The sequence below is a fragment of the Novosphingobium cyanobacteriorum genome, assembly GCF_029436685.1.
GTDB classification, from domain to species: domain Bacteria; phylum Pseudomonadota; class Alphaproteobacteria; order Sphingomonadales; family Sphingomonadaceae; genus Novosphingobium; species Novosphingobium cyanobacteriorum.
In genome coordinates this window covers 1-16,791 of the sequence record NZ_JAROCY010000006.1, presented here as the reverse complement: position 1 = coordinate 16,791, position 16,791 = coordinate 1, and the positions used below count along the sequence as shown (strand labels likewise).

At 64.3% G+C, this 16,791-nt stretch carries 17 protein-coding genes and 1 pseudogene; all 18 read right to left on the bottom strand.

Features of this window, described 5'->3' with window-relative positions:
- Positions 1–10: 10 nt before the first annotated feature.
- Positions 11–778, bottom strand: coding sequence for a P-type conjugative transfer protein TrbJ (gene trbJ / locus POM99_RS07790; RefSeq protein WP_277276451.1), 768 nt, complete (start codon positions 776–778; stop codon positions 11–13).
- Positions 775–3,249, bottom strand: coding sequence for a conjugal transfer protein TrbE (trbE, locus tag POM99_RS07785; RefSeq protein WP_277276449.1), 2,475 nt, complete (start codon positions 3,247–3,249; stop codon positions 775–777). Before trbE ends, trbJ begins: the two co-directional genes overlap by 4 nt.
- A 15-nt stretch (positions 3,250–3,264) precedes the next feature.
- Positions 3,265–3,546 carry a VirB3 family type IV secretion system protein gene (locus tag POM99_RS07780; RefSeq protein ID WP_277276446.1) on the bottom strand — a complete coding sequence of 94 codons (282 nt, stop codon included), beginning with the start codon at positions 3,544–3,546 and terminating at the stop codon, positions 3,265–3,267.
- The gene (locus POM99_RS07775) at positions 3,546–3,857 is read right to left on the bottom strand and encodes a TrbC/VirB2 family type IV secretion system protein (RefSeq protein WP_438822999.1); all 312 of its coding nucleotides are present in this window, start codon (positions 3,855–3,857) and stop codon (positions 3,546–3,548) included. Before POM99_RS07775 ends, POM99_RS07780 begins: the two co-directional genes overlap by 1 nt.
- Before the next feature lie 17 nt (positions 3,858–3,874).
- On the bottom strand, positions 3,875–4,870 hold the full coding sequence (gene trbB / locus POM99_RS07770) for a P-type conjugative transfer ATPase TrbB (RefSeq protein ID WP_277276443.1): 996 nt from the start codon (positions 4,868–4,870) through the stop codon (positions 3,875–3,877).
- Positions 4,871–5,074: 204 nt separating this feature from the next.
- Positions 5,075–7,081: an ATP-binding protein gene (locus tag POM99_RS07765; RefSeq protein ID WP_277276441.1), complete on the bottom strand. Its 2,007-nt coding sequence runs from the start codon at positions 7,079–7,081 to the stop codon at positions 5,075–5,077.
- Between the two features lie 316 nt (positions 7,082–7,397).
- Positions 7,398–7,841 (bottom strand): CopG family transcriptional regulator, encoded by a 444-nt coding sequence (locus POM99_RS07760; protein WP_277276439.1) that lies wholly within the window; start codon positions 7,839–7,841, stop codon positions 7,398–7,400.
- A gap of 7 nt (positions 7,842–7,848) precedes the next feature.
- A complete protein-coding gene (locus tag POM99_RS07755; RefSeq protein ID WP_277276437.1) occupies positions 7,849–9,834 on the bottom strand; it encodes a conjugal transfer protein TraG in 1,986 nt (661 codons plus the stop codon).
- A 42-nt stretch (positions 9,835–9,876) separates the two neighbouring features.
- Positions 9,877–11,616: a relaxase/mobilization nuclease domain-containing protein gene (locus tag POM99_RS07750; protein ID WP_277276435.1), complete on the bottom strand. Its 1,740-nt coding sequence runs from the start codon at positions 11,614–11,616 to the stop codon at positions 9,877–9,879.
- A gap of 244 nt (positions 11,617–11,860) precedes the next feature.
- Positions 11,861–12,577, bottom strand: coding sequence for a lytic transglycosylase domain-containing protein (locus POM99_RS07745; protein WP_277276433.1), 717 nt, complete (start codon positions 12,575–12,577; stop codon positions 11,861–11,863).
- A 4-nt stretch (positions 12,578–12,581) separates the two neighbouring features.
- Positions 12,582–12,929: a DUF736 domain-containing protein gene (locus POM99_RS07740; protein ID WP_277276431.1), complete on the bottom strand. Its 348-nt coding sequence runs from the start codon at positions 12,927–12,929 to the stop codon at positions 12,582–12,584.
- Positions 12,930–12,997: 68 nt separating this feature from the next.
- A complete protein-coding gene (locus POM99_RS07735; protein ID WP_277276429.1) occupies positions 12,998–13,543 on the bottom strand; it encodes a S26 family signal peptidase in 546 nt (181 codons plus the stop codon).
- Positions 13,540–14,061, bottom strand: a complete 522-nt coding sequence (locus tag POM99_RS07730) for a DUF2840 domain-containing protein (protein ID WP_277276427.1) — start codon at positions 14,059–14,061, stop codon at positions 13,540–13,542. Before POM99_RS07730 ends, POM99_RS07735 begins: the two co-directional genes overlap by 4 nt.
- Positions 14,058–14,309 (bottom strand): hypothetical protein, encoded by a 252-nt coding sequence (locus tag POM99_RS07725; protein WP_277276425.1) that lies wholly within the window; start codon positions 14,307–14,309, stop codon positions 14,058–14,060. Before POM99_RS07725 ends, POM99_RS07730 begins: the two co-directional genes overlap by 4 nt.
- On the bottom strand, positions 14,306–14,959 hold the full coding sequence (gene parA / locus POM99_RS07720) for a ParA family partition ATPase (RefSeq protein WP_277276423.1): 654 nt from the start codon (positions 14,957–14,959) through the stop codon (positions 14,306–14,308). Before parA ends, POM99_RS07725 begins: the two co-directional genes overlap by 4 nt.
- A 311-nt stretch (positions 14,960–15,270) precedes the next feature.
- Positions 15,271–16,092, bottom strand: a pseudogene (locus POM99_RS07715) (replication initiator protein A); the annotation flags it as partial.
- Between the two features lie 12 nt (positions 16,093–16,104).
- Positions 16,105–16,386: a helix-turn-helix transcriptional regulator gene (locus POM99_RS07710; RefSeq protein ID WP_277276419.1), complete on the bottom strand. Its 282-nt coding sequence runs from the start codon at positions 16,384–16,386 to the stop codon at positions 16,105–16,107.
- 133 nt (positions 16,387–16,519) lie between these two features.
- Positions 16,520–16,681, bottom strand: coding sequence for a DNA -binding domain-containing protein (locus tag POM99_RS22470; RefSeq protein ID WP_369011636.1), 162 nt, complete (start codon positions 16,679–16,681; stop codon positions 16,520–16,522).
- Between the last annotated feature and the right edge of the window lie 110 nt (positions 16,682–16,791).

Below are 16,791 nucleotides of genomic sequence, written 5' to 3'. Positions count from 1 at the left end.
GATCGCCCCTTCAGTTGCCGGAGTGGAACATCTGAGCGCTGCCGGGCTGATAGCCCGCGCCGGGGGTCAGGAACGTCTGGCGCTGAGCGGCCCCTTGCGCGGCTGCGGCCGAGCGTTCGGCGTCGCGCAGCGCATCGGCGCGGCCGTTGGCGGCGACGACGGCGGTCAGATCGGCGATCTGCTGCGCGGCGAGCGCCACCAGTTGATTGCCGGCCTGCGTCGCCTGAAGCGCGCCCGTCGCGTTCTGGCTGGCGTTGACCAGCACCGACATCTGCGCGGAGTTCGTGCCGAGATTGGAGACGACGGTCGCCTGCGTCTTCATCGCGTCCTGAAGCCCGGCGAGCGTGTTCTGCCAGCGGGCCTGCGCATTGGCGACGAGTTGGGCGTTCGTGCCCGACATCGACGCGGCCGAATACTGGTTCTGGAAGGCCGTGTTGATCGCCTGGGTGTTGTAGGTGATGTTCTGGGCCTGGGCGAGGAGGGTCTGGGTCCGCTGGAGCGACTGCTCGATCTGGTTGAGCGACGAGATCGGAAGGCTCGCGAGATTGCGGGCCTGATTGATCAGCATCTGCGTCTCGTTTTGCAGCGATGTGATCTGGTTGGTGATCTGCTGGAGGCTCCGCGCGGCGGTCAGCACGTTCTGGGCGTAGTTCGAGGGATCGAACACGACCCATTGGGCCTGCGCGGGCGTCGCCAGCATCGGCGCGACGGCAACAGGAGCGGCGAGCAGCGCGAAGGCGAAGCGCCGGGCGCGGGAATGAAGAAGCTTCTGGATCATGACGGGGTCTCCATTTTGGGGGCGTGCGGAATGCGAGGCTGCGGAGTGACGTTGGTGAGACCGGGGATCATGTCGGCGGCCCAACCGAGGTCGCTTTCGCGAAGCCATGAGGCGAGAAAGCCGTCGGGGCCGGAGCGCGCATAGACCTGTGCAATGCGGGCCTGATGCTGGCGCGAGGACGCGGCGCAAAGCGACAGGGCGACTTCGGAGAGACCCAACTCGAACAGCCGGTTGCCGCGCCGCGACTGGCAGTAATAATCGCGCTTGGGCATGGCCCGAGCGATGATCTCGATCTGGCGGTCGTTAAGGCCGAAACGGCGATAGATGGCGGTGATCTGCGGCTCGATGGCGCGCTCGTTGGGCAGCAAGAGCCGGGTCTGGCAGCTCTCAATGATGGCGGGCGCGATCGCGGAGCCGTCTATGTCGGAAAGCGACTGCGTGGCGAAGATGACGCTGGCGTTCTTCTTGCGCAGCGTTTTCAGCCATTCGCGCAACTGGCCGGCGAAGCCCTCGTCGTCGAGCGCGAGCCAGCCTTCATCGACGATGATCATCGTCGGCGATCCGTCGAGCCGATCCTCGATGCGGTGGAAGAGGTAGGCGAGAACGGCGGGCGCGGCTTCCGTGCCGATAAGCCCCTCGGTCTCGAAAGCCTGGACGGTCGCCGTGCCGAGATGTTCGCTCTCGGCGTCGAGCAGCCGCCCCCACGCGCCGCCGATGCAATAGGGCCGGAGCGCCTGCTTGAGGTCGTTCGACTGCAACAGCACGCAAAGGCCGGTGATCGTGCGCTCCTCGACCGGCGCAGAGGCGAGCGACGTCAGCGCCGTCCAGATGTGCTCCTTCACATCGGGGCTTACGGCCACGCTCTCACGCGCGAGGATGGCGAGCAGCCAGTCGGCCGCCCACGCGCGCTCGGCGGTGTCATCGACGCGGGCGAGCGGTTGCAACGCGACGCTCGCGGCGCTGCCTTCGGTCAGGCCGCCACCGAGATCGTGCCAGTCGCCGCGCATGGCGAGTGCGGCCGCGCGGATCGAGCCGCCGAAATCGAAGGCGAAGACCTGGGCACCCGCGTAACGGCGGAACTGCAAGGCCATCAGCGCCAGCAGCACGGACTTGCCGGCGCCGGTCGGGCCGACGATCAGCGTATGGCCGACATCGCCGACATGGAGGGAAAACCGGAACGGGGTCGAGCCTTCGGTCTTGCCGAACAGCAGTGGGGGTGCTGCAAAGTGCTCGTCCCGTTCCGGCCCCGCCCACACCGCTGACAGGGGGATCATGTGGGCGAGATTGAGCGTGGAAATCGGCGGCTGCCGGACATTGGCGTAGACATGCCCCGGCAAGGAACCGAGCCAGGCGTCCACCGCGTTGATGGTCTCCGCCATCGCCGTGAAATCACGGCCCTGGATCACTTTTTCGACGAGGCGGAGCTTCTCGTCGGCGGTGCGTGGATCGGCGTCCCACACCGTCACCGTAGCGGTGACATAGGCGATGCCGGCGTAATCCGCGCCGAGTTCCTGAAGCGCGAGGTCTGCGTCGGCCGCCTTGTTCGAGGCGTCGGTATCGACCAGCGCCGAGGCTTCGTTGGTCATCACTTCCTTGAGGATCGCGGCGATCGACTTGCGCTTGGCGAACCACTGACGGCGGATCTTGGTCAGCAGCTTGGTCGCGTCGGTCTTGTCGAGCAGGATCGCGCGAGTAGACCAGCGATAGGGGAAGGCGAGTCGGTTCAGCTCGTCGAGCAGGCCCGGCGTCGTCGCCGTGGGAAAGCCGGTGATCGTCAGCACGCGCAGATGCTGCGCGCCGAGGCGCGGCTCCAGACCGCCGGTCAGCGGCTGATCGGCAAGCAGAGCGTCGAGATACATCGGCGTCTCGGGAACGCGGACCCGGTGCCGCTTGGTCGAGACGCAGGCGTGGAGATAGGTCAGCGTCTCGCCGTCATCGAGCCAGACGCATTCCGGCATGAACGCTTCGACGAGGCGCAGGATGCGGTCGGTGCGATCGGCAAAGCCGGTCAGCACTTCGCGTGCATCGAGGTCCTTCTGGTCGCGACCTTCGTAGAGCCAGCTCTCGGCGCGCGCCGCGTCCTCGGCCGGCGGCAGATAGGTGAAGGTGAGGAAGTAGCTCGATTCGAAGTGCGCGCCGGCTTCCTCGAAATCTGCCTTGCGCTCGGCATCGACCAGCGCGGAGGCCGCGTCGGGAAATGTGCTCACGGGATAGCGGTTCGAGACATGGCGCTGCGCTTCGACGAAGATCGCCCAGCCTGAGCCAAGGCGGCGAAAAGCGTTGTTTAGCCGGCCTGCGACCGCGACCAGTTCAGCAGGCACCGCGGAATCGAGATCCGGCCCGCGAAAGCGTGCCGTGCGCTGAAAACTGCCGTCTTTGTTGAGGACGACGCCTTCGCCGATCAGCCCGACCCAGGGCAGGAAATCGGCGAGCCGGCTATTCTTGTCGCGGTATTCGGCGAGGTTCATCATCGGCGAGGTCCTCGCTCAAACCGTGAGATGGGCGGGGATGCGCAGGTGACGGCGCACCACTTCGACGAACAGCGGATCGCGCTTGGCCGCCCACACGGCGGCGACATGGCCGACCGCCCAGATGCCGAGGCCGACCAGCCAGAGCCGAAGCCCGAGGCCGATCGCGCCCGCCAGCGTGCCGTTCATGATCGCGAGAGCGCGCGGCGCGCCGCCGAGCAGGATCGGCTCGGACAGCGCCCGATGCAGCGGAACCGTGAAGCCGGGAACCTCGGCGACCTGATCGACGACGCCGGTCATCAGACGAGCGCCCCGCCGCTGAACGAGAAGAACGAAAGGAAGAACGAGCTGGCCGCAAACGCGATCGAGAGCCCGAACACGATCTGGATCAGGCGGCGGAAGCCGCCCGAGGTATCTCCGAACGCCAGCGCCAGGCCGGTGGCGATGATGATGATCACCGCGACGATCTTGGCGACGGGGCCTTCGATCGATTGCAGTATCTGTTGCAGCGGCTGCTCCCACGGCATCGACGAGCCGGAGGCGTGCGCCGGCGCGGCGGCCATGACGCTGAGAACGGCGACGGAGACCGACGCGGCGAGGCGGCGGCGCATACGGGAAACGGCAGGCATCATGAGGGGCTTCCTTCTTCGGGGTGGGGAGACTCGGAATCGAGCAGGGTGACGCGATAGTCGCCGTCGGGGCCGAGGCCCTCGACGCGCGCGAGTTCGGCAAGCCGGCGCTTGGACCCTCGCCCGGCCAGTACGACGACGAGATCGATGGTCTCGGCGATCAACGCGCGCGGCACGGTGACGACGGCTTCCTGGATCAGCTGCTCCATCCGGCGCAGCGCGCCGATGGCGCTGCCGGCATGGATCGTCCCGACGCCGCCGGGATGGCCGGTGCCCCAGGCCTTCAGGAGGTCGAGCGCCTCGCTGCCGCGCACCTCGCCAACCGGAATGCGGTCGGGGCGCAGGCGCAGCGACGAGCGAACGAGATCGGACAGCGAGGCGACGCCATCCTTGGTGCGCATGGCGACCAGGTTGGGCGCGGCGCATTGCAGCTCGCGCGTGTCCTCGATGATGACGACGCGGTCGGAGGTCTTCGCGACCTCCGCCAGCAGGGCATTGGTGAGCGTGGTCTTGCCAGTCGAAGTGCCGCCGGCGACGAGGATGTTGGCGCGGGTGGCGACACCCCGGCGCAGCGCTTCGGCCTGTGCCGCCGACATGATCTCGGCTGCGACATAATCGTCGAGCGTGAACACGGCGACGGCGGGCTTGCGAATAGCGAAGGCGGGCGCCGTGACGACGGGCGGCAGCAAACCCTCGAACCTTTCCCCCGTCTCGGGCAGCTCGGCCGAGACGCGCGGCGCCCCAGCGTGAACCTCGGCGCCGACATGGTGGGCGACCAGGCGAACGATGCGCTCGCCATCGGCGGGCGACAGCCGCTCACCCGTGTCGGACAATCCCTCGGACAGCCGGTCAATCCAGATGCGCCCGTCGGGGTTCAGCATCACCTCGACGACGCCGGCGTCTTCGAGGAACCGCGCGATCGCCGAGCCGAGCGCGGTGCGCAGCATCCGCGCGCCCCGCGCGAGGCCTTCAGAATTGTGATGCGAAGCCTTCATGTCGCGCCCCAAGTTCAGCGGGGATCGACATTCCTTCCCCTTGCGGGGTCGATTAAAAGAGCCCGATTTAGGGCAGATTCAACAAGGATTTAGCGGCGTAGTAGCGTGGCGTGCAAATACAGGAGAACGGCGGTGGTCGCGATGAGGCAGTGGATATCAGCAGCGACTCTCTGACTGCCTCATCTGGCGACGTTACCAAAGTAATCAGTCTATGCCGAGCTTCTTGAAAAATATCTTGTTCCGCATTTCTGCGTCGCGAAGCAGTTTGGTCCAGCTCAAAACCTCCATGTAGAGGCTGTTGTTGCCGAACCAACGGAACCAACCAAGGCCGTCAGGCATGGGCGTGAATTCCTTCTCGAATTCGAGCCATTTCTTGACCTTGGCTGTCAGGTCGCAAACCACATACCCGTAAAAAGGCGTCGTGCCATTGACGATAATATCGCGACCTGTGGGTGTCTTGAACTTCCCTTCTCTGATCTGGTTGACGTAACGAACGATCTGCTGAACGGGGTCTTCCTTCGACGAAGGATCGGCGAAATTGTCTCGCTGTGGCTTCTTGAATTCGAAGATCGTGATAGGGTTGCTCGCCTCGTTTTCGCCGCGAAACGCAACACGCCTATTGTAGATCGTGATATCTGTGCGGTCACCGTTAGGTTTGTTTAGCGGCTTGTCTGACGACACGTACGAAGAAAAATTCAATCGTTCATCCAACATCCAGAGATTGTGCGCTTCGTAGTCGAGGTCCTCAGAATCCTTCTTGCGCCGCATAATGATATCATGCACATCACCTTCTGATTTATGTTTTCCGTCCGCGCCTATTTCTAATGACTTTGAAAAAAGGTCTAGGACGCATTTTCTCATAGAAACGTAATGAATCAAATCGTTCTTGCTGGTTTCCGAAATGCTGTCCATGAGCTGAATGATCTTCTCACCCATCTCGTCGGGATTTTCCGATTTCAGTAGCGCGGCTACCTGTGAGCGGGTTTGTATCTCCTTTTCGTATTTTTTCTTCTGGAGATGAAGCTCGATATCCTGGTTCGACGGGCGCATGGGCAAGACGTCAAAATCGACCTCATTCGCGAGCGTACGGTGCCATGGGGCTTCGGCTGAGACATAGTCGGCGATGCGCTCCTGCTTACGCCTCTTCCTCTCGGTGATCTCCGAGCCAATCGCCGACTGCGCGATTTCGGCGGCCTTCTGCTCGATCTCGCTTTGGGAAATGCCATTCAGCAGGTCGTTGTCGGTCTGGAAGCGGAATTCTCCCCGTTCCAGTGACACATTGTCATTCAGGTAGTCGCCAAATACATAGGATTTGACGACAAAATTGCGCCCTTTGGACAGGTCCTGATCGGGACCAGCCTCATAGAACTCCTCCGCGAATTCCGGGATATAGGCTTGAAGTGGGTTGTCGGTCACTTCGCGCCGGTGCGCGACGAGACTGACCTTACTCTTGGCCGACCTCGGCGCATATAATTTGAAGACGCGGACCTGAAAGTCCTTGGCCTCTTCGTTGGCCGTGAGCGTGAATGTACCCTGCTCGACCCGCATCTCGACGATCTGGCTGTTCTCCTTGCCCAGATAATCGTTGAGGGAGACGCCGTTGGATGGCTCCTTCGCTTCCCGGATTACGATGTGAGGGCAGTCCCGATCCTTGTCCACGAAATACGGCAGCAGTCGTTCGACGATGACGCGGCTGACGGTTTCGAGGCGCTTATCCGGGAATTTGACTGACTTGATTCCGGAAATCTCGACGGCCGTGCCCGTCTCCCGTTTCTCGGAAGCTGTTGTCTTTTCATCAACGATGATGTCCTTGTCGAGGCCCATCCTGAAGGACCGATCGTGGAAGGTATCGCCATCGGCGAAGGTACTCGCTACCTGCACACGGTTGAAATATTTGAGGCAGGTGAACCGGCCGAACCCCTTGCCGCCATCGGTGATTTTCTGCTCAGTATAGAGGGTGTCGAACGAATCGCGATTGCTTTTGGTGAACCCAACCCCGTTGTCCTTGACAATGAACCCGTCGATATCTGCAAGGCGGTCGACGAGATCTTCTTGCCCGCTTCGAATGATTTCGATCTGGATCAGGCCATTCTTGATGCCCTTTTGATCGATGGCCTGAATGGCGTTCACGACAAGTTCCACCAGCGGCGTGTAGATATTGGTCCCGGATCGAATGTTCTCGATAAGCCGCTTGACGTTGACATTACTCATGTGCGGCCCCCCAGCATCGTCAGAGCTACCGAGGACCATTTAAACTTTACGCGGGCGAGCCCTTTCATCTGCTAGCCCCTCCGTTATGTGATTTTGATTCTCCCGAAGATGCCTTGGCGTTTTTGCGGACATGGTCGCGCATAAAGTCCCGTATGACCTGTGCCGCAGGCCTGTCCTGCCGCTGGCAAATTGCGAGGAAGTGGTCCCGTAATTCGCGATCCAGTCTGATGCGCATGCCGACGTCTTTTCTCATGGGCAGGAGTGTAGCCGATGGATACACATTTGCCCAGCGGTTCACTTGGCGGCAGTCAGAACCTCATCCGAGATGTTCAGTATTCGCGATGTCCTTGAGATCCTCGCTAATCTCATGGCGCAATTTCGGCCCCTTGGCGAGCCGTCGCCCCAGCGCGGTGAGGAACGCGGCGTAGCGTTCGGCAGCCTTGGCATGGGCAGCCTTGACAACGGGTTCGGACAGCGTGGGCGTGGTGGCCAGCCAAAAGCGGACGAACACGGCGAGCATCTCGACGGAGATGCCCACATCGCGTTCGAGCCGGACCATGCGGCGGTCGAACTGGTCTAGTCGCTTGGTGATCGCGGCTTCCTGACGCTCAGCGGCGTCGGGCGACAGGAAGGACTCGATCGCGGCCTCCGCGATCAGCGAGCGGGATTGATCCCGTCGCGCGGCATGATCGGCCAAGCGGTTCATTACCGCGGGATCGACATAGACGGATAAACGCTGTTTTCGGGCCGGTTTGCTCATCTTCGCCTCACAGATCCATGCCGTCGGTGGGATCGAGCGAAACCTGGCGCGCCACGCCTTGCATGAGCCGGTTCATTCGGCTGTTGCGCCCAGCATCATCCTCGTCGTCATCGGCGAGGCCAATCTCGAACTCGTTCTCAATCGACTCCTTTTTCTCGACCGGCTGCACGCGGTTGATTTCGGGCTGACGGCGACGCTCGGATTCTGTCGGATCTTCGTCAACTCCCGCCAAAGCAGACTTCACCTCCGCGATCTGCGGCCCGTCCGGTACAGGCAATGCCGTCCAGTCGTCGGGCCGTCCATGTTGCGAGGACGACAGCATGGGCGGCGGCAGGATCCGTTCCTGGAGGCGGCGGTCTTCAAAATAGCGCGCCTTTTTCGCGCGGATCGGCGGCGTGCCGGCGATCATAACGATCTCGTCGGTCGCGGGAAGCTGCATCACCTCGCCAGGGGTGAGCAGCGGCCGTGCAGTCTCCGACCGCGACACCATCAGATGTCCGAGCCAGGGCGACAAGCGGCTGCCCGCGTAGTTCTTCATCGCCTTCATCTCTGTGGCGGTGCCGAGCGCGTCCGACACGCGCTTGGCGGTGCGCTCGTCGTTCGTGGCGAAGCTGACGCGGACATGGCAGTTGTCGAGGATCGAGTTGTTCGCGCCATAGGCCTTCTCGATCTGGTTCAGCGACTGCGCGATCAGGAAGGACTTCAGGCCGTAGCCCGCCATGAAGGCGAGCGCCGACTCGAAGAAGTCGAGCCGCCCCAGCGCCGGGAACTCGTCCAGCATCAGGAGCAAACGGTGACGCCCGGCCTTGGCCTGCAAATCCTCAGTCAGGCGGCGGCCGACCTGGTTTAGGATCAGACGGATAAGCGGCTTTGTGCGGTTGATGTCGGAGGGCGGCACGACGAGGTAGAGCGTCGTCGGCCGCTTTCCGTCGACCATGTCGGTGATGCGCCAGTCGCAACGGCGCGTCACCTCGGCGACGACGGGATCGCGGTAGAGGCCGAGGAACGACATGGCGGTGGAGAGCACGCCCGAGCGTTCGTTCTCGGACTTGTTGAGCAGCTCGCGGGCGGCGCTCGCGATGACGGGGTGCGGCCCGGCGTCACCGAGGTGCGCGGTTTTCATCATGGCGGCAAGCGTCGACTCGATGGGGCGCTTGGGATCGGAGAGGAAGGCGGCGACGCCGGCCAGGGTCTTGTCCTGCTCGGCATAGAGGACGTGAAGGATGGCACCGACCAACAGCGCGTGGCTGGTCTTTTCCCAATGGCTGCGCTTTTCGAGGCTGCCCTCGGGATCGACCAGAATGTCGGCGATGTTCTGAACGTCGCGCACCTCCCATTCGCCGCGGCGGACTTCGAGCAGCGGATTGTAGGCCGACGATTTGGCGTTGGTCGGATCGAACAACAGCACCCGGCCGTGCCGCGCTCGGAAACCAGCCGAGAGCTGCCAGTTCTCGCCCTTGATGTCGTGAACGATCGCGGAGCCCGGCCAGGTCAACAGTGAGGGGATCACGAGGCCTACGCCCTTACCCGAGCGGGTCGGCGCGAAGCACAGGACATGCTCCGGCCCATCGTGGCGAAGGTATTCGTGGGCATAGCGGCCAAGCACAACGCCATCGGGACCAAGCAGGCCAGCGGCTTGCACCTCGGCCTTGTCGGCCCAGCGCGCGGAACCGTAGGTCTCGACTTTCTTGGCTTCGCGTGCGCGCCAGACCGACATGCCGATCGCCACGGCGGCGGCGATCAATCCGCCCGATGCCGCGATGTACGCGCCCTCGACGAAGATCGACGGCGCGTAGGCGTCATAGCCGTACCACCACCAGAAAAAGGCGGGTGGGTAATAGACCGGGAAGCCGAGGAGCTTGAACCAGGGTGTCCCGAGTTCTGGCTGGAAGGCGAGACGCCAGGCGACCCACTCGGTCGCGCCCCAAACGCAGACGAGCACGATGGCGAAGACGGCCAGGATCTGGCCCCAGAGAATTTTGGTCGCGGACATTCTTGAATTCCTTTTTGTGGCAAAGGTTCTTGGATGAAGGGGTCAAAGGCCGACGCCGCGCTTGCGGCCGAAGCTCCAGTCGACGCCGCCGTCGTCGCGGGCGACGCCCGAGACATGGCGGCCGAGTTGCTTTTCGAGAGAGGGCGTCCAGGGCACGAGCTGGAAGCCGAGGCCATCATCGATCATGGCGAACCGGCCCGAGGCGAGCGTGAAGCGCTGGCGATATGAACCAGCGACATATTCGCCGCTGGTGGCATGGTTGAAGGTCTGGCCGGTTTCGGAGGCGAGCCTTTCGCCGAGCGCGTCCAATTCGCGCTTGCGCAGTGTCTCGATCAAATTGCGGTTGAAGGTGACGCGCTGGCCGTGGCGTTCGCCAAAGCCTTGTTCGACGAGAAGATCGGCGCGGGCGCGCATGGCTTCCCGCACCTCGGCGCCGAAGCCGCCGTCGGACAGCGCGACCGGCTCACGCGCGATGTTCTGACGGTCGAGCCAGGTCGCGCCCGTCGCGGTGATCTGCCGGTCGATGTCGAGATCGGAACGGACGGCGAGCGCGACGCGGCGTTCGCCGTTCGCATCCTCGAACCTGCGCAGTTCGACGATCGAGCCTGTTGCGCTGTCGCCGGCGGCGTCGAGATCGCGCAGCTTGATGTGATGGGTGCGGCCATCGACGCCATCGACCACGGCATAGGCCGTGCCCTTCAGCTCATCATCGAGGCCGCGATCGACGAGCCGCCCGATGATCGGCGCCTCAAGGCTCTCGGCCGCAAGGACGTAGCTGGCCGAGCCGCGCTCGATGCCACGCTCGGTAAGCGCGCGGTGCATGCGCTTTATGATGTCGCCACGCTCGCCCATCGCCCGCAGCGTCGTCTCAGCGTCCTCGGCGATCGTCCATTGGCCGGGGCCGACCTGCTCCGCGAGACCGAGGGTTTCCAGCTTGCGCAGGCGGCCGATCTTCTGGGTGTGATATTCGTCGGGCTTGGTCGTCGGGTCCGGCGCCAGATCGATGACGCCGGTATCGCGGCCGTCGCGGACGAGCTGGCGATCCAGCTGTGTCCAACGCTCGGCGTCCACCTGCCGGTCAAGGCCGCGGCGGATGTCGAGATCGCTGCGCGGGCCGAGATCCTGGGTGATAAGATCGCGCGCCCGGTCGCGCATGCCATCTTTGATGTAGTCGCGGGAGATCACGAGGTTCTCGCCGTCGTCCCGGACGCCGCGCACGATCAAGTGGATATGCGGATGCTCGGTGTTCCAGTGGTCGACTCCCACCCATTCGAGCCGCGTGCCGAGGTCCTTCTCCATCTGGCCGACGAGATCTCGGGTGAAGGATTTGAGGTCCGTCATCTCCGCCGCGTCATCCGGCGAAACGATGAAGCGAAAATGATGCCGGTCGCCTTCGCACCGCTCCGCGAAGGCGCGGCCGTCCGCGTCGTCGCCGCCAGCACCGAACAGGCGAGCCTTCTCCCCGTCCCGGGTCACGCCCTCGCGGCGAAGATAATTGAGATGGGTGGCGAGCGGCGCCGAGCGGCCGTTCTGGCGCACGACGCGCGCCTTGACGACAGCGCCTCGCGAGCGCGAAGTGATAAGGCGGTTTGCCTGAATGCTGGCGCGCTGTCCCTTGCCGAAGCGCGAGCGGTTGCCGGGGACGATCCGGCCCGAGCGTGAAACCCCGGCACCAGCCTTGCGCGCGGCGGCGAGCGCCTGTGCGATGAAGGGCCGCGCGGCTTGTTTTCCAGATGAGCGGATGCGGCCCGGTCGGACGCGGAACTCGCTGTCGCCGGTCATGGCCGAAACCCCGCACATCTTATCAAGCCATTGGAAATGCGCGGAAAACGATGAGGTCGCGAGGTGCGAGAAAAACCCGCACATCGCGAAATCGCTGCATAAACCATTGAAACAACACGACCGCCGACCGCCGCACCTCGCGGCCCTTTATCCTGCCATCCTCCGGTCGTGTTGCCCGTGCCCCCCTTTCGCGCACTCCATGACACGCTGGGGCACGCTATCGTGCGATCAGGAACCGGCGCGATCATTGCGCCATTCCTCGGCCGGATCGCGCGACGAACAGGCCGTTCGACTGCGGCACGATGGCAGAAACATCGCGCACGGTCGGCCTTGTCGGGAGGTCGCTGGATGGATGCTCGGCGGGCGCGGGATCGGCAGCCGAACTGCCTGTTTCCTGCACGACGAACAACGCCGAGCGCGTCCAGGCTCGCGGGTCCATCGCCGAAACGAGAGTGACGCCCGGATTGCTGTCGCCACTGAGATTGGGCGCGACGGCGGCGACATAGGCACGGGTTTCCAGCGGCAGCGAGCGGCCCCTGAGGGACGCTTCGTACCGACCAGGACCGGCGTTGTAGGCGGCGATCCAACCGGGCGATCCGTAGCGGTCATAGAGCAGCCGGATGAACGCCGCTCCCGCAATGATGTTGTCGTGCGGATCGAAAGGGTCCGCGCCGAGCCGGTGCTGGATTCGCAAGGTCTGCCACGTCGCGGGCATCAGTTGCATCAAACCCATCGCGCCTTTGGGCGATACGGCGCGCGGGTTTCCGTTGCTTTCGGCGGCGAGGACAGCGCGTATCCAGGCGGCGGGGAGTTGGAAACGCTGCGCCGCTTCGGCGATGTGAGCGCCGAAGGGATCGCGCGCCGAAACCCGAATGGCGCTCGGCGCTTGAGCGAAGGCCAAATCCGCGATCCCACAGGCGAAAGACAGGCCGGAAAGGAGGAGGAGTGCGGCGCGGCGCATGGCGTCAATCTTTCCCCTCGTGCCGGGAAGAACGGCTCCATTGCAGAGACCAGGTGACGCCCTTTGCGTCGTCGCGGAACAGGTTGGCGCGGATCGGCTGCGGCAACGCGGGGTCGTCGATGACGAGCGCGAGGAATTCGCCGGCGCGCTCGCCGGTTCGTTTCCAGGCGGCGCCACATTCAGCCCCAGGCTCGGCATCGCCGTCGGCGGCGACATGGACGCGGTAATCCGGCGTGTTCTCGGCGTCGGCGTTGTCCGTGGGCACGAGAACAATATCGCGGCGGATGATGAGCGTTTCGATCCGCCCAAAAAAGCAGGACTTCTCGCGGGTGAATGCGCCGATCTGTGGCATGGGCTTTTCCTGTGCGGCGAGGTTGAAGAAGCCATCGGCGGGGGCCGCTCCCGACGATGGGGAGGCGTTCAATGCGTGGCGGCTCGCCAGACGAAGCGGCCGTCGCCGGCTTCGTCGGTGTAAAGTGGCGTCGCTTTGCCGATGATCTCGCGCGCGGGAAGCGCGCCGAAGTAGCGACCATCGAGGCTGTCGGCGACGGCCGTATTCATGAGGAAAACTTCGCCGTCGGCGATGCGTCGGCAGCCCTGCCAGACGGGCAGCGCGCGGCCGCGTGAGTCGCGTTCGAGAGCGTCGCCGACGAAGGCGGCGTCGATGGCCACAGCGGGACCGGTACGGCAGACGGTTTGCCCCGGAAGCGCCGCGACATGCTTCAACAGCGGCACGCCGCGGCCGATGTAGCCGCGCGCGACGATGAAATCGGCGAGCGGCTTTTCCGGCATCACTGCGACGAGATCGCCGCGCTTCAGATCGTGCGTGGCCGCAAGATCGTAGAAGCCGATCGGCGTGCTGGCGGACGCGTTCCAGATCAGCTTGATGGGCACGGGAACACAGGACGCGACGCCGACGGCGATCAGCGCGGCATATGTCGCCATGACGTAGCCAAAGCGGGTCATCCTTCTACCCTCCGGCGCTTCAGCCATGCCTCATGGCGCTCGGATGTGTAGGCGCGCGGCTCCTGACCAGCAGTCAGGCGGTGATGAACGTGACGCCAGTGATCGGGGCAGACTTCACAAGGATCGACGCCGGCGGCTTCCACGGCGTCGATGTGGCGGAGCACCTGTTCGACCTTGGGCCAGCCCTCGATCTTCAGCAGGATCTCGCCGCCGGGGCGCACGAACGGCAGCGTTTGATAGGGCTCGCCTGGCGTGATCGCGCGCACGATGTCGATGCGCGAGAGGATTGTGCCGAAGTCGTTGGCCGCCCATCGAACGAACGCAAAGACGGCGCCGGGGCGGTAGAAGAAGACGCGGCGGCGGCGGTCGAGCACTTGCTCGCGCGTCTCACGGCCGAATCTGATCCAGTTCTCGATCCGCTTTTCCACCCAGGTCAGTTCGACCTGTGTGAGGTTATCGGCGCGCGCGGCCATCGGCATGGGGCCGCCACGTGCGCGGGAAGCCGCGTCGCCATTCATGATGGGTCTCCTTCGATTGTCGGAAATTCGCGGGCGAGAAGCTCGCGCAAGGCTTCGGCGACCGTGACGCCGCGTTTGAAGGCGGCGATCTTGATCCGGGCGCGTAGATCGGGCGTCACGTCGATGGTGAGGCGTGCGGTGAAGCCAGCGTTTCGGGGATCGCTCAGCGCGACATCGGCGGCCTTGATCCATTGCTCGGGGTTGGCGGGCCGGGCGGCGAAACCGCGACGGTTCGGGCGTTCGCTCATCGCGCCGACCTCCCCATGCCGAGCCGATCGATTTCTTTCGCCAGCGCCGCAATCTCGCGCCCGGCGGGTTGGGCGTCGTCGAGTTCCTGGACGAGGCGGCCGGACTGCGCCGCCACCGCAAAAGCCACGCGCTGGCCGATGGTCTCTGCGAGCACCGGCGGATCGTGATCGGCGAGCGTCTCGGCGGTCTCGCGCGCAAGCACGGTGCGGGCCGGGCAGCGGTTGAGCACGAAGCGCGCGGCGAGATCGGGGCGATAGATGCGCGCCTCGGCGACGAGCGCCAGCATCTCGGCAGACGCCCAACCGTCGAGCGGCGATGGCTGAACGGGGATCAGCACGAGATCGGCGGCGAGCAACGCGGATCGCATCAACCCGGCGACGCGCGGCGGCCCGTCGATCACGACGACGTCAGCGTCTCGCGCCAGCTCCGGCGCTTCGCGGTGCAATGTGTCGCGCGCCAGGCCTACGACGCCGAACAAGCGCGTAAGGCCTTCGCGGCTGCGCGCCTGCGACCAATCGAGCGCCGACCCTTGCGGGTCCGCGTCGATCAGCGTCACCTTCTTCCCCTTTCCGGCCCATTCTCCGGCAAGGTTGAGTGCGAGCGTCGTTTTGCCGACGCCGCCCTTCTGATTGAGGAGCGCAACGATCACGGCTCGCCTCCCGAATGGTCATCGAGAGGCAGTTGCGGAGCGTCGTGACGGGTCTGCCGAGCCGAATGACGGCGGGATTTCGGAGTCGCATCGAGAGCGCTGACAGCCTCGTGGATGAGGTTTTCCACGTCGCGCGCGCGCAGCAAAAAGTTAGATTCTTTGTTAGATTCTAAGTTAGGGGCGCGATTTTTCGTTGCAGGACTTGGGCTTAGACCCGATTTGGGTTCCTGCTGGCACGATAGGCGGGTTCCTGTTGGCACATGCCTTCGGGTTCCCGATGGCACGACGCTATCCACAGGGTTTCCACAGGGTGGCGAAGGCTCGAAAGCGAGCAGCGAGCGGCCGCCGATCTCGACTTCGAGAAACAATCGATAGCCGGGCAAGGGTTGACGCCGGATGATGTCGCGCAGCTCGAAGGCGAAGCGCTTGAACGGCGAAAGCGCGCCGGACTTTTGGTGCAAATGCCGAAAGTCGAAACGCCAGCCATGGCGCTGACGGCCGCCGTGCTTTCGCACGATGCGGTAGAGCCAGCGTTCGAGGCCGCCGTCGAGATCGAAGTAGGCGCGGTCGATGGTGAGTACGAGCGCGTCCTGCAGGACGGCTTGATAAAACCAGTCCGGCAGGATCATCTCGATCCCGTCCGGGCGGCCATCGCGGTCGGTGCGCTCCTTCCACTCATTGATCCAGGAGAAGCGGTGACGACGACCCTCGGCGGGCTGGCGGATCGAGGTACAGACCGTCGTGGACTGAAGCCGATCGAGCGCGGCCTTGAGACGCTGATAGTCGCGCAGGCTGGTGCCGCGACCGATGAATCGCAGGATTTCGTAGGGAGTGGCGGCCATCAGGCGCGAGGTGCGAAGCCCCGCGTCGCGCGCCTCCACGATCTGGCTCGCGGCCCAGATCAGGATATCGGCGTCCCAGATCGTCGCCATGCCGTGATCGGGCACGGCTTCGACGCGGATCGCGACGTCGCCAGAAGTGAAATCGATCGGCGTGACGCGATGGGACTTCGAGAGAGAAAAGAACGGATAGGCCATGAGATCCTGCGCGTCTCGGGCAGCGAAATCACCGGGGAGCGCCCGGAACAGATCGAGCTGTCCGCGCTCGGAGTTGGTCCGGTGCCGCGCCGCCATTCGAAAAGCCGCTCAGCGCGCGTAGCGGCTGGTTTGGGCGACAGGGGCGAGCGGATGGCGCTTGGCGGGAAGGACGAGGCCGCGCGGGTCCGACGTCGACGTGACGGCGCCGCGCTCGGCCCAGGCCTGGAGGTCATCGACGGCATAGACGACACGGCCGCCGAGCTTTTTGTAAGCGGGGCCGGTGCCGTAGGTGCGGTGCTTTTCGAGCGTGCGCGCCGAAAGGCTCAGGAATTCAGCGGCTTCCTTGGTGCGTAGAAAGCGCGGCGGCAGGACGGCGAGATCGGGTCGCATAGGACGGCCTTTCGTGGGTTCGTTGAGACCGCCGGCGAGGAGCGGCGGACAAAGGCCACGATGGCGAAGCGAGACCGGTAGGGTGGAGGGCGAATTTGGGGGGTATCAATTTCGCCCACCGGCGCGGCGATGGTCAGGATCGCCGGCGATGCCGGAGCAAGCGAAGATAGCCGCCCGAAATCAGCGCGCGGGCATCGCGCAAGAGCGACTTGATGGCGTGGCGGGCGGAAGCATCCTGCCAACGTGCGCGATCCATGCTGTCGGTCCGGAACAGGATTTGCGTGCGCGGCGACAACTACGATGGCCGGTTGAGCGGCGACTATGATGGCCGGTAGGATCGGTTGTCTGGTCTGATCGTAGGGAGGGGCGCAGCCCCGACCGGAGAGCGGACCAGACAACCGGTGG

What these genes read in the sequence shown, in the direction of transcription:
- POM99_RS07780 (WP_277276446.1), bottom strand. Translation starts at nt 3,546, where the DNA reads ATGACCGGCGTCGTCGATCAGGTCGCCGAGGTTCCCGGCTTCACGGTT.
- trbE (WP_277276449.1), bottom strand. Translation starts at nt 3,249, where the DNA reads ATGATGAACCTCGCCGAATACCGCGACAAGAATAGCCGGCTCGCCGAT.
- POM99_RS07725 (WP_277276425.1), bottom strand. Translation starts at nt 14,309, where the DNA reads ATGAGCGAACGCCCGAACCGTCGCGGTTTCGCCGCCCGGCCCGCCAAC.
- POM99_RS07740 (WP_277276431.1), bottom strand. Translation starts at nt 12,929, where the DNA reads ATGCCACAGATCGGCGCATTCACCCGCGAGAAGTCCTGCTTTTTTGGG.
- POM99_RS07745 (WP_277276433.1), bottom strand. Translation starts at nt 12,577, where the DNA reads ATGCGCCGCGCCGCACTCCTCCTCCTTTCCGGCCTGTCTTTCGCCTGT.
- POM99_RS07760 (WP_277276439.1), bottom strand. Translation starts at nt 7,841, where the DNA reads ATGAGCAAACCGGCCCGAAAACAGCGTTTATCCGTCTATGTCGATCCC.
- POM99_RS07765 (WP_277276441.1), bottom strand. Translation starts at nt 7,081, where the DNA reads ATGAGTAATGTCAACGTCAAGCGGCTTATCGAGAACATTCGATCCGGG.
- POM99_RS07710 (WP_277276419.1), bottom strand. Translation starts at nt 16,386, where the DNA reads ATGCGACCCGATCTCGCCGTCCTGCCGCCGCGCTTTCTACGCACCAAG.
- POM99_RS07755 (WP_277276437.1), bottom strand. Translation starts at nt 9,834, where the DNA reads ATGTCCGCGACCAAAATTCTCTGGGGCCAGATCCTGGCCGTCTTCGCC.
- trbB (WP_277276443.1), bottom strand. Translation starts at nt 4,870, where the DNA reads ATGAAGGCTTCGCATCACAATTCTGAAGGCCTCGCGCGGGGCGCGCGG.
- POM99_RS07735 (WP_277276429.1), bottom strand. Translation starts at nt 13,543, where the DNA reads ATGACCCGCTTTGGCTACGTCATGGCGACATATGCCGCGCTGATCGCC.
- POM99_RS07750 (WP_277276435.1), bottom strand. Translation starts at nt 11,616, where the DNA reads ATGACCGGCGACAGCGAGTTCCGCGTCCGACCGGGCCGCATCCGCTCA.
- POM99_RS07730 (WP_277276427.1), bottom strand. Translation starts at nt 14,061, where the DNA reads ATGAATGGCGACGCGGCTTCCCGCGCACGTGGCGGCCCCATGCCGATG.
- trbJ (WP_277276451.1), bottom strand. Translation starts at nt 778, where the DNA reads ATGATCCAGAAGCTTCTTCATTCCCGCGCCCGGCGCTTCGCCTTCGCG.
- POM99_RS07775 (WP_438822999.1), bottom strand. Translation starts at nt 3,857, where the DNA reads ATGCGCCGCCGCCTCGCCGCGTCGGTCTCCGTCGCCGTTCTCAGCGTC.